The organism is Streptacidiphilus rugosus AM-16, assembly GCF_000744655.1.
GTDB classification, from domain to species: domain Bacteria; phylum Actinomycetota; class Actinomycetes; order Streptomycetales; family Streptomycetaceae; genus Streptacidiphilus; species Streptacidiphilus rugosus.
Genome location: NZ_JQMJ01000001.1, coordinates 169,665 through 181,163, shown reverse-complemented (window position 1 = coordinate 181,163; position 11,499 = coordinate 169,665). Strand labels below are relative to the sequence as shown.

The 11,499-nt window shown below is 67.1% G+C and carries 7 protein-coding genes and 1 pseudogene; 5 read left to right on the top strand and 3 right to left on the bottom strand.

Features of this window, described 5'->3' with window-relative positions:
• Positions 1 to 615 precede the first annotated feature (615 nt).
• Positions 616 to 2,031, top strand: a complete 1,416-nt coding sequence (locus BS83_RS00835) for an ABC transporter substrate-binding protein (protein ID WP_198035077.1) — start codon at positions 616 to 618, stop codon at positions 2,029 to 2,031.
• A 92-nt stretch (positions 2,032 to 2,123) separates the two neighbouring features.
• Here BS83_RS00835 and BS83_RS41120 read toward each other — a convergent pair whose 3' ends face one another.
• Positions 2,124 to 6,032 carry a hybrid sensor histidine kinase/response regulator gene (locus BS83_RS41120; protein WP_051942286.1) on the bottom strand — a complete coding sequence of 1,303 codons (3,909 nt, stop codon included), beginning with the start codon at positions 6,030 to 6,032 and terminating at the stop codon, positions 2,124 to 2,126.
• Positions 6,033 to 6,589: 557 nt separating this feature from the next.
• On the opposite strand from BS83_RS41120, the gene BS83_RS46990 reads away from it, so the two are divergent.
• Together BS83_RS46990 and BS83_RS00820 are read left to right on the top strand one after the other, a co-directional pair.
• Entirely contained in the window at positions 6,590 to 6,805 is a 216-nt protein-coding gene (locus tag BS83_RS46990) for a hypothetical protein (protein WP_232248001.1), read from the top strand.
• 23 nt (positions 6,806 to 6,828) lie between these two features.
• Entirely contained in the window at positions 6,829 to 7,083 is a 255-nt protein-coding gene (locus BS83_RS00820; RefSeq protein WP_051942284.1) for a hypothetical protein, read from the top strand.
• A 35-nt stretch (positions 7,084 to 7,118) separates the two neighbouring features.
• On the opposite strand, the gene BS83_RS00815 is transcribed toward BS83_RS00820, so the two are convergent.
• On the bottom strand, positions 7,119 to 7,607 hold the full coding sequence (locus BS83_RS00815) for a DUF4265 domain-containing protein (protein ID WP_037599663.1): 489 nt from the start codon (positions 7,605 to 7,607) through the stop codon (positions 7,119 to 7,121).
• A 90-nt stretch (positions 7,608 to 7,697) separates the two neighbouring features.
• A pseudogene (locus tag BS83_RS00810) lies at positions 7,698 to 8,254 on the bottom strand (hypothetical protein).
• 481 nt (positions 8,255 to 8,735) lie between these two features.
• Here BS83_RS00810 and BS83_RS00805 point away from each other — a divergent pair.
• Entirely contained in the window at positions 8,736 to 10,019 is a 1,284-nt protein-coding gene (locus tag BS83_RS00805; RefSeq protein WP_037599661.1) for an ABC transporter substrate-binding protein, read from the top strand.
• A 166-nt stretch (positions 10,020 to 10,185) separates the two neighbouring features.
• Complete coding sequence (locus tag BS83_RS00800; protein WP_232247981.1) at positions 10,186 to 11,376, top strand: ABC transporter substrate-binding protein; 1,191 nt, start codon at positions 10,186 to 10,188, stop codon at positions 11,374 to 11,376.
• Positions 11,377 to 11,499: the final 123 nt, after the last annotated feature.

Genomic DNA, 11,499 nt, shown 5'->3' with positions numbered 1-11,499 from the left:
GTCTGCCCCTGTCCTCTGCGAGCTGTCCTGGAGCACAGCAGTCTCCTTGGGTACGGCGGGCCCCTCATGCACGATCGGCCAGCCTTGCGGGTGCAGTGCGGGGCCCGCCGTGTTGTCACGCGTCACGCGTCAGACAACTGCCAGGTTTGCCGGTCCCGGAAAGTCGGGAGACGAGCGGGCCCGCGCCCAGGGCCGGATCGATGCCGTCGATGGCCGCCGGTGGGACGTCCGCCGCCAGAGCGCTCGGTCCAGGGGCCATGGCCGTGCCCGCCCCGTGAGCAGATCCGGAACGCCGCCTGGGGCCGCCAGCAGGTTCGGTCCAAGCGCCGCCACGAGCCACCGCACTCTCGCGTCGCGTGCGCCGCGCGCCTGCTCCCCGGACTCTTCGTCGGGCGGGATCATGGCCTCGATTCTCAAATGTCGGGGTTCATCATGCTAAGCGAGGTGAGTCACGTGCCGGATCCGGCCCCTGGCCTGCATCGGCGGGAGGTACTGCGCATGGGCGTCGGCGCAACCGCGCTGATCGGCGCCGGCTGGTTGACAGCCGGATGCACCTCCCACGCTCCCACCGGAGGGGCCAGCGGTGGCCCGCCGCATCGGGGTGGGAGTCTGCGGGTGGGTGTGACCGGCGGGTCGACCGCGGACGTGGTCGACGCGCACGCCACCGTGTCCTACCCGGACATCGCCCGCGTGATCCAGTTGTACGACAGCCTGGCCGTCTACAACGCGAACTACGAAGTCGAGTTCGCGCTGGCCGAATCGATCCAGCCGTCCCTCGACGCCAGGGCGTGGACGATCAGACTGAAGTCCGGGCTGGAGTTCCATAGCGGCAAGCCCGTCACCGCCGACGACGTCGTCTACACACTGCGCCGGATCGTCGACCCGGCCGCCCCCAAGAACGCCGCACAGGCCCTGTCCGCGGTCGACCCGAACAACATCCAGATCCTCGACTCGCTGACCCTGCAGCTGAACCTCAAACGCCCCGACGTGACCTTGCCTGAAGCCCTTGCCGTCTACGATACCGGGATCGTGCCGGTGGGCTACGACCCCCGGCACCCGGTGGGCACCGGCCCGTTCACCTACTCCAGCTTCACCCCCGGCCAGCAGAGCGTCTTCCTGCGCAACAACCACTACTGGCGTCCCGGCGAGCCGTACGTCGACCAGGTCACCATCATCGACTACCCCGACGACACCACCCGCGTCAACGCCCTACTCGCCGGAAAGCTCGACGCGATCGACCAACTCCCCATCGGACAGGTCGACACCATCACCCCCCGACCCGACCTGCACGTACTGGAATCCCAAACCGGCGCCTGGATCCCCTTCACCATGCGCGTGGACACCCCACCCTTCAACGACCAACGCGTCCGCCAGGCATTCCGCCTGGTCGTGGACCGCGACCAGATGGTGCACCAAGTCCTCGGCAGCCACGGAGTAGCCGCCAACGACCTCTACGCCCGCTACGACCCCGCCTACCTCTCCACCGCCCCCCAACGACACCAGGACATCACCGAAGCCAAAAACCTCCTCAAACAAGCCGGACATGAAAGCCTCACCGTCGAACTCGTCACCGCACCCGTCGCCACCGGACTCGTGGAATCCGCCCACCTCTTCGCCCAGCAAGCCGCCGCCGCCGGCATCACCGTCCACGTCCGCGAGGTCGACCCCGGCGTCTTCTACGGCGACAACTACCTAAAATGGCCCTTCGCCCAGGACTTCTACCTCACCCGCAACTACCTCCTCCAGACCGAGGCGGGAACCCTGCCCGGCTCGCCGTTCAACGAGACCCACTGGAACGATCCGACCTACACCAGCCTCGTCACCCGGGCACGCGCCACCGTCGACCAGAACACCCGCACGAACCTGCTGCATCAGGCCCAGCAGATCGAATACGACCGCGGCGGCTACATCATCTGGAGCTTCCTCAACCAGATCGGCGCCCACACCACGAAACTCCACGGCTTCGTCCCCCACAGGAGCGGCATCCCGCTGAGCGGATACGAATTCCGCCGAGCCTGGTTCTCCGGCTGAACCGCCCCGCGCAAGGTCCCCACCAACCCGGGTCCACGAGCACCCAGGAGTCGTGCGACATGCCAAGCCCACGACGTCGCCCCTGGGAGGGGTCACTTGTTGGGGCTGCGCCCTGTCTCGCTGAGAAGTTCTCCCTGCAGGGCAGCGAGGGCCTGGCGGGCCGCACGGTAAGCAGTCTCGACGGCTTCGGCGGCTTCGGCGGCCGCGGCGAGGTCGCCTGCGGCGGTGAGGTCCTCCAGGGTCTGGCAGAGCGGGGCCAGTTGTTCTAGGCCGAACGTTTCGCTGTTCGATTTCAGCGTGTGTGCCGCCCTCCTCGCCAGCTGAACGTCTCCATCCCTGATGCCCTTGGACAGACCGGTGATCAGCTGGGGAGAGTCCTTGAGGAACGCGTCGATCAAGCCGAGCGCGAACGGTTTGTCCAGCGATGCGCTCAGGTCCCGCACGGCCTGTGGGTTGAGGACGACGGGTGCCTGGTCTACGGCCGGGTCGACTGCCTGGGTCAATCGGTCGAGGGGGCGCGGCGCGGACTGGGCGAGGGCGGCGGACAGGGCGGCCAGGTGCAGGGGCTTGGTCAGGTAGTCGTCCATACCTGCCGCCTTGCAGGCTTCCTGGTCCTCGCGCATCGCACTCGCGGTCAGGGCTATGATGCGCGGTCGCTGGCCGGTCGGCCATTCCCGGTGTATGACCCGGGTTGCCTCCAGGCCGTTCATCACTGGCATGTGAACGTCCATCAGGATGACATCGTAAGAACTTCGTCGCAGCGCCTCGACTGCCTCGGCGCCGTTGGTGACCGCGTCCGCCGAATAGCCACTCTTGCCCAGCATGCGCAAGGTCAGCTGGGAATTGATGGCGTTGTCCTCGGCGATCAGGATCCGCAAGGGGTTGGGCGGAACGCCGGCAGCGTGGCGTGGCGCCTGGGCCGGAGCGGTTTCCTCGGGCTGCCCCAGGGCGCTGCGCAAGCTGGCGTAGAGGGCGGCGGCTCGGATGGGCTTGGTGTGACGGGCGGAGAAGTACGTCAACTCCTGCTCCCGGGGCTGCGGGCCGATGGAGGTGAGCAGCACCAGGGGCAGGGCGCCGGCATCCCGGTGCCGGCGGATTTCCCGGGCAAGTGCGATGCCGTCCATGCCGGGCATCCGCAGGTCGAGGACCGCGATGTCGCAGGGGTCGCCGCGCCGGATCCATTCGAGGGCCTCGTGGGGCTCTCCGGTGCAACGGACGGCCATTCCCCACGACTCGCCGATCAACCTCAGGATCAGGCGGTGAGTCGGGTTGTCGTCGACGGCCAGCAGATGCTTGCCACGCAGTTCCGTGGCAGGCTGCGGTAGGTCCGTCCCTGACTCGTCGTGGGCGGCGCGAGTGGTGATGGTGAAGTGGAATGTGGAGCCCCGGCCGACTTCGCTCTCGGCCCAGATGGTGCCGCCCATCGTTGACGCGAGTCGGCTACTGATCGCCAGTCCCAGTCCGGTGCCGCCGAAACGGCGGGTGGTCGAGCTGTCGAGTTGCTCGAAGGGCTGGAACAGGTGGCCGATGTGGTTTTCGGGTATCCCGATGCCGGTGTCCCGGATGGAGAACTGGAGCGCGAAGTCGTCGGGGGCCCCAAGGGCGGCGCTCTCACCGTCCGCCGTCTGCGCGGGGGCCCGAAGGACACGCAGGGCGACCTCGCCGGCCTCGGTGAACTTGACCGCGTTTCCGAGGAGGTTGATCAGGATCTGTCGGAGCCTGACTCTGTCGCCCATGATCTCGCCGGGGACGTCCTGGTCGATGAGATAGGAGAGGTCCAGGTCGGTCTTGCTCGCTGCCTTTGCGGCGACGACATCGAATGCTGATTCGATGCACTGATCAAGGTCGATCGGCTCGTCCTCGAGCTCGATTCTCCCCGCTTCGGTCTTCGAGATGTCGAGGATGTCGTTGATGATCGCGAGAAGGTTCTCTGCGCTGTCCTGAGTGATCTTCGCCAGGTTCCTCTGCTCGTCGTCGAGGGTCGTGTCCAGGAGCAGTTCGGTCATGCCGATGACCGCGTTCATGGGAGTTCGTATTTCATGGCTCATGTTCGCCAGGAATGCGCTCTTGGCGCGGTTGGCGGCTTCGGCCGCCTCCTTGGAGCGTTGCAGGGCGGCGTTGGAGCGTTGCAGCGCGGTGGCGGCTTCCTCACGCTCGCGCACCCGGCCCAGCTGACCGGCCAGGTCGGTGATCAGCGCCATTGTGGAGGCGTCCGGGGCGGTGAGGTCACTGGTGAAGAACTCAAGGACCGCGGCGACCTCCCGGCGGGCAATCACCGGAAAGACGACGACCCCGACAAGGTCGTCGGCCACTGTGGGCGGCTCGGCTGAGCCGGCCCGTCGGACACAGGCCACGGGCCCCAGAGCCTGGCCGGTGGCCAGTGCCTCATGGGCCAGCTGCGAGGGCTGCTGGGTGCCGGGGCGGTCCGCGTCCCATCCCAGCTCGGTACCCCGGCTCAGGTACCACACCGGAGAGGGCTCCAGGGCCTTGCCCTGGGCGCTGTCGTTGGAGGTCACGACGACGAAGGCATGCCCGGCCCGCCATTTCATGTGTTCGGCGATCAGGCGCAGGCCGGTCTCCAAGGCCTCGTTCCAGGTAGCGGCTTCGTTCGCGGCGGTCGCGACACCCTGGAGCAGCGCCAGCGATCTCGTGCGCAATCGCAGTTCCCGGGTGCGCACGCGCACCTTGTCCTCGACAGCCGCGTAGCTCTGCTGCAGCCGGTCGGCCATGGTGTTGAACGCCGCGGCCACTCTCCCGACCTCGTCGCGGCTGGCCACTTTGGCTCTGCGGTCGAGGTCGCCCCCCGCCAGCGCGTCGGCGGCAGCCGCGACGCTGGACAGGCTGCGGGCGATCCGGCGGGAGATGAGCGTGGTGAGGACCACGATCAGAGCGAGAGCCGCGCCGATGCTCGCCAGCAACTCCGTGGTCTGCTGCTGGATCGCGGCGATGCGGGTCCTCAGCATGTGGTCTTCCTGGTCGAACATCGCTTGCCACAGTTGTGTGTTGGCCTGCAGCGAGTCGGTGACCAGCGCCTGGTACGAGGCCGGCGGCACATTGCTGCCAGGAGCCGTCGTGGCATTGACCAGCGCGGTGACGGTGCCGCTCGCATTGTCCAGGAGCGGCCCGAGGGTGGGCAAGAGCGCGTCGTCGTGGTTGTAGGAGGCCGTGCCGGCGAAGGCCCGTTGTAGCGAGTCCTGCAACTGGGCGAGCTGCTGGGTCAGCAGGCCGGTGGCGTGAATGAGGTCGTTCCGTTCGATGCCGCTGACGGTCCCCACCCGTTGCAGACCGGCCACGGTGTCGCCGAGCTGGGCGATCTGGTTGACCAGTGGAGGCTCCGACAGCAGCAGCCCGGTCATCGTGTAGTACGTGTCGATCTGGGGGTCCAGGATCAGGTTCGACCGGTCGCCGACATAAGCGCCCAGCTGCAGCACGTCGCCGATCAGCGAACCCGCTGCACCCAACCGTTCGGCTTCTGCGGGTGTCATGGCTTTCAGGGTCTGCCACTCCGCGCTGAGTGCCGCAGGCAGGATCACGCCTTGAGTACCGGGCGCGGTCTTGAGCGCATGCTGCAACTGGGCATCGATGCGGGTCAGCTGCGCCATGTCGTTGTCAATGGCTTCGGTCAAGGCAGTGGTCTGCTGCGCCGACGCAGGTTCTCCCTGGACGGCCCGCACCCCGAGGCTCCGGTAGTTTGCAAGGTCCACAAGCAGGGCACTGAGAGGTCTCAGGTATTGCGTGCCGTGCAACTCGTTCTGAGCGAAGCGCGTACCGGAGTTCTCCTGGTTGACCAGAAAGGACGTCGCCAGCGCGAGCGGGACGATGAAAGCGAAGGCGATCGCCGCGAGCTTGTGCCACAGGCGCAGCTTGAAGCGATGGCGGTCCTTCGCGGCAGATGGGCCGCGCTCCAGGTCGCGGACGTCAGCGGGTTCTTCCTTCGCCCGGTACCGCCCCGCCCTGGCCGGTCCCGGCACCTGCCGCAGACGGGACTTTCCGCGGCCCATACGCTCCAGTGTGCCTGGGGACCAGTTCGGCCGCAGGATTCGGACAAGCCTTCGCACCGCTACGCCAAGGCGTGGCGTTACCGGCGCTCCTGGCCCCACCTGAACCGGTTCCGTGTGGACTCACGTGAGTGTTCGATTCCGGCTTGAGCCGGCCCCACTTGGGCCCGTCGATCCTGGTCAGCAGTGGGGCCAGTGCAGGCCGGAAGTGGTCGTGATCCCGTTTTGCCCTGGAGCCGTGTCAAGCCGGGAGGGTGGGGCCAGCTGCGGGTTCAGGCACGGGCCGACAGCCCTTCGGTGTCTTCCTCACCATCGACAATCACCCCGAGGCCATCGGCCTGGCCAAGATCACAGCCATGCCCCCGCTGTATGGAACTCCCACCAGTCGGCACCCGCGTCACCGGACGCGTGCTGTGGCATGCCGACCACAACCACCAGGTGGGATCAAGCTCACCGAGTGGGACGACCACGCCGACCTGCTCCCGCCGTTCGCCAACAGGATCGGCCAGGCCGTCACCGGCCAGGTCACCAAGCTCGCCCCGATCGGCGCCTTCGTCCGCATCGCCGACTGCGTCGAAGGACTCGTCCGTCTGGAAGACCTTCCGGTCGAGCCGGTCGTGGAAGGGCAGGAGCTGCCGGTCACCATCCTCGCAGTTGATCTCGATCGACATCGCGCATCCCTGTCCGCGATGCGCGGGCGCCGAGCGGAGGGCCAGATGGAGGAGCCAATTCGGATGGCTGAGTTGCGTTGCGATGCGAGGCGGTTCGTTGGGTGAACGATGAGCCATGGCCCGGTTGAGTGGAGGTTCAGTTCACGGACGCGGCGGGACAACGCTGGTCGCTCTTCGACAAGCCCCCGATCTTCGCGGCCCTGGACGAACTCGGCCCAGATTCGGAGTATCCGATGGAGGTCACCGTCGCCTGCGTGGTCCGCGAAGGTCACGATATTCCGGAGGACGACGAGATCATCACTGTCTCCACCTCACCGCATGGCGTCATGTCGCCAGACGGACGCGACGAGTTCACGGTGCGGCGGGATCAACTCGTCCGCTGAAGGGCGAGGCTCAGCCGAACCTTCCGGTCATCAACTCAGTCAGAGGCCGTGTCCCTCCAGGCTGCGGTGACGCACCCTTCCTCCCAATGCCACCAACCCTTCGTCTCGCCGTGATCCAGCAGTCTGCGGATCTTCGGCAGGTTCGCCGTCGGTGGGACGTCCAGCGCGACCATACGGAACTGTTCGATGCCCTCGCCAGTTGTGCCGAGCCGATGAAAGGTCTCAAGCACCGTCTGCCGGGCAGCCTCCGATCCGCCATCTTTCCGCACGATCAATCGGATGGTGCAGTTCTCAGAGGCGAGCACGGTCTCCCCGGTCCAGCGCACGCCATCCTCGTCGACCTCGACACGGATGATGTCGTCGCTGGCGACCCCGCGCACGAACCAGGGAGTGTCGTCGAGGCGTACCGTCCCGTCGCCGAGGTCCACGGCCCACAGGCTCTCGACACTCGCCGGAGGGCACCCATCCTCGTCCACCTCCAGCCGGAAGTGGACCTTAACGTGGGCATCGCTGATGTTCGTCACCGCGCCATCATCCACGTCGAGCCGCGCCGCCGGCACGGTTGAGGCGCCGGGAAACGATCACAGTCGAACCACGGGCGGTCAACCGCGTGCTCAGTCCAGGCTCGCCGCCCAATCCGACAGCAGCGCGAAGTCGTCCGGGCTCGGCCCGAAGCGCGGGTCAACCCGGTGAAGCAGCGCGCGGCCCTCATGGTGCTCAGCTGCCCAGACGCGATCCGCCTCGGTGATCTCGTCGTCGAGCCACGCGAAGGAGCGGCCACCGGCCCACGCCACGATCCCCGGCGTCTTCCAGAACACGCCGTCCCCAGGCGTCGGCCGAGGTACCGGCCACGGGATGAACGGCAGAGCAGGCAAGCCCAGGACCGGCGCGACGAAATCGTTGGCTTCCTCCTCCCAGGTCGTGGCCCACACCAGCTCGAACGGCAGCGCGGCCAGCGCGCGCCCGTGGTCCGGGTTGAGCCACACACGCAGCGGCTTGACCCGCTTGTTCGGCAGTCCCCACTCGTTCAGGCGCCGACGCTCGGCGGCCTCCCACCGCGGCGTGACCAGCCGGTGCGTCTCGTAGCCCTCGGGCCGCCGGTGCGGCTTCGTGGCTTACGGATTCAGCGGTCGGTAAAGTCCACATCAATCAGCAGCACCGGGCGCACCAGCCCACCCCCCTCGTCGTTCCCGGCACGATACCGACACTCGATCGGGGCGCCCAGTCGATTTCCTGCCGGGTAGCGATCTCCACGGACACGGGAAGCGATCTTCAACGGCCTGCGAGATCGCAGGCCAGACCTACTCGTCAACACCCCTCACCCTGACCGTGCAGCCCGAGCGGCAACGGGCCCGCCGTGCCCTATACCGCTCCACTCGCGCCGGCACCCGCGAACGGCGTCCCCACGCCCTGACCCCGTGCCCGACCCCGAATCACGAGGGGCGGCACGATCCGCGAACAGCCGCTGGGAGGGCCTCATGGAGGCAGGCCGCCGGAACCGGGTTGCGGCTTGCTCACCGGCGGATGAGGGTGGTGGTGGGCCGGGCGGGCGGCCGAGAGCACGAACCACCCAGTGTGGACCGCTGTCGCCCTGTGCCGCAGGCGGCGGGGCCCTTCGGGTGGTGACCGGCCGCTGGAGCGGAAGGGACGACATGAGCAGGCGTGTGTACATCCCGGCACTTCTTGCCGCGGTTCTCGTCGCCGGTGGCTGCAGTTCCGGCAGCCCGTCCACGCCGGGTGTGACCGCGACTACGGTCACCATCGGCAGCCACCAGCCTCTGAGCGGCCCCTCCGCAGCCGGGAGCAGCGAAGAGGCGCCTGCCGCCAAGGCATATTTCGAATTCGTCAACGACCACGGCGGCGTCAACGGCCGCAAGATCATCTACGACTACCAGGACGACGCGGGCAACCCCGCCAACACCGTCACCGTCGTCCACCGGCTCGTCGAAAAGGAGAAGGTCTTCGCCGTCTTCGATGGCTTCGGTACTCCGACACATCAGGCAGTGGCCGGTTATCTCAATGCCCAGGGAGTTCCTGACCTTTTCCCTGCATCCGCGTGCACGTGCTGGAATGATCCCGCAAAACTTCCGTATACTTTCGGCTGGGTCACTGATTATCATCGCGAGGGAAAGATTCTCGGCACTTACGTGGCCAAGGCGTTCCCTGGAAAGAGGATCGCCTACTTCTATCAGGACAACGACTTCGGGCGGCAGGCAGTCCAGGGTCTAGATACGGTTGTTCCCGCTGCTTCGGTTGTCGCCCGGGAGACCTACCAGCCCACGTATCGCGACGTCACGCCACAGATGAGAGCCATCGTCCGAGCCAGGGCCGACGTCATCATCAGCCTTTCCGCCCCCAGCTACACCGCTTTGCTGCGCCTGGCCCAGCAGAAGCTCGGGAACACGGCGCAGCTGGTTGTCAATGTCGGGGGCTCCGACCCGGTGTCTTTGTCCAGCCTGCTGAGGTTCTCCGGCTCGGGAACCGCCGCCGGCCAGGGGAGCCCGCTCATCCAGGGCGTCATCACTGATGCTTATCTCACGCCGACGAGTGACATTTCGAGCGGTTGGACGTCTCTGGCCAAAATGATTCATGATCGCTATATTCCGGCTGCCCCGTTCGACCATTACACTGTTTATGGCATGGCGACCGCCTACACATTCGTCCAGGCTCTCCAACGTGCTGGGAAGAACCCGACGCGCCAGTCCCTGATCGCCGCCATCGAGCGGGGCGGACTGTCGCCGGGGCCGGGGCTGACTCCGCTCGACTACAGTCACACCTCGCACGGCGGCTACACCGGCGCCCAGATCGGCGTGGTCAAGGGCGACACCGTCGTCTTGCAGGGACAGCCGCTGACCACGGATGACGGCAAGGGCCCCGTCGTCCCTTACACCACCCCGCAGGCGCCGGCCCCCGCGAGCGGCATCCCCGCCCCTTGAAGCGACATGTACGGGCGCGATTCCCCGAGGGTGACCTGAGTGGGCATGTCGTCGCCAAGGAGGTCCTCGTATGCGCAGGCGTCGCAGCGTTCCAGCGGTCCTGGCGGTCCTGGCACTGACGGTCGCAGGCTGCAGCGGATCGTCGGACGGGCCCCAGGTGCCTGGAGTGACATCGACGACGGTGACGATCGGGAGCCATCAGGTGCTCACGGGTCCGGCCGCTTCGGGTCTGAACGAGATCGCGCCGGCTGCGAAGGCCTACTTCGACTACGTCAATGCCCGCGGCGGCGTCAACGGCCGCAAGATCCTTTACGAGTACCTGGACGATGCGTACACCCCCGCCAACACTCCAGCACTCGTACGGAAACTCGTGGAACGGGACCAGGTGTTCGCCGTCTTCAACGGAGAGGGCACCGCAGACCACAGCGCGGTGGTCGGATACCTCACCGCCCACAAGGTTCCCGACCTGTTTCCCGCGTCCGGGTGTGTCTGCTGGAACCAGCCTTCGACGCTCCCCTACACCTTCGGCTGGCAAATGGACTACATCCGTGAGGGCAAGATCCTCGGCGCCTACGTCGAGAAAGCGTTCCCTGGGAAGAGAATCGCCTACTTCTACCAGGACGACGGCTACGGCCAGCAGGGCGTCCAGGGCCTGGAGAGAGTGATCCCGGCGTCCTCCGTGGTCGCCCGTCAGACCTACAAGGCCGGTTACAACGACGTCAGCGCTCAGATGCTCGCCATCAACCGGTCCCGGGCGGATGTGATCATCAGCTTCTCGGTGCCGGCCTACACGGCCCTGCTGCGTCTGGCCCAGCGAAGAACGGGCAACACCGCCAAGCTGGTGGTGTCCTTCGCCGGTGGGGATCCAGTGACGCTGGCACGGCTGCTGCCCTCGCAGCCAGGCGGTGGCGGGGCAGACGCGGGGGTCTTCGACGGCGTCGTCACCGACACCTGGCTGGTTCCGGTGTCCCAGGCAGCCAGCGGCTGGGTCGCTTTGCTGAAGGAGGTCCGCGACCAGTACCTGTCAGGTCAGCCACTGGACGCGTGGACCGAGTACGGGGTGGCCGCCGCCTACACCTTCGTGCAGGCGCTTCAGCGAGCGGGCAGGAACCTGACCCGCCCGTCCCTGTTGACCGCGGTTGCGCAGGGAGGATTCTCCCCAGGGTTCGGGCTCACTCCCTTCGACTACAGCCCCACCTCGCACGGCGGCTACACCGGGACGCAGATCGCCACGATCCGCGACGGCGCCTACGTTCTGCAACGCCGGCCCGTGACCACCGACGACGGTTCGGGACCAGTGGTTCCCTACACCGGGCCTGCCGTCCCACCCGGCCCCGGCGGCGTCCCCAGGCCCTGAGTGCGCAAGCCCGCGTGGCGTTGGGGCTGGCAGGCGCAGGCTCGGACATGCGGTGCAGACTGGATCTGGCGGCAGGCGTTGCCGGCTTGCGGCCGATGCCGAGGACGTCCTGATGAATCACCG

Excerpts from the sequence above, each read along its gene's own strand:
- BS83_RS00805 (WP_037599661.1), top strand. The coding sequence starts at position 8,736 with ATGAGCAGGCGTGTGTACATCCCGGCACTTCTTGCCGCGGTTCTCGTC.
- BS83_RS41120 (WP_051942286.1), bottom strand. The coding sequence starts at position 6,032 with ATGGGCCGCGGAAAGTCCCGTCTGCGGCAGGTGCCGGGACCGGCCAGG.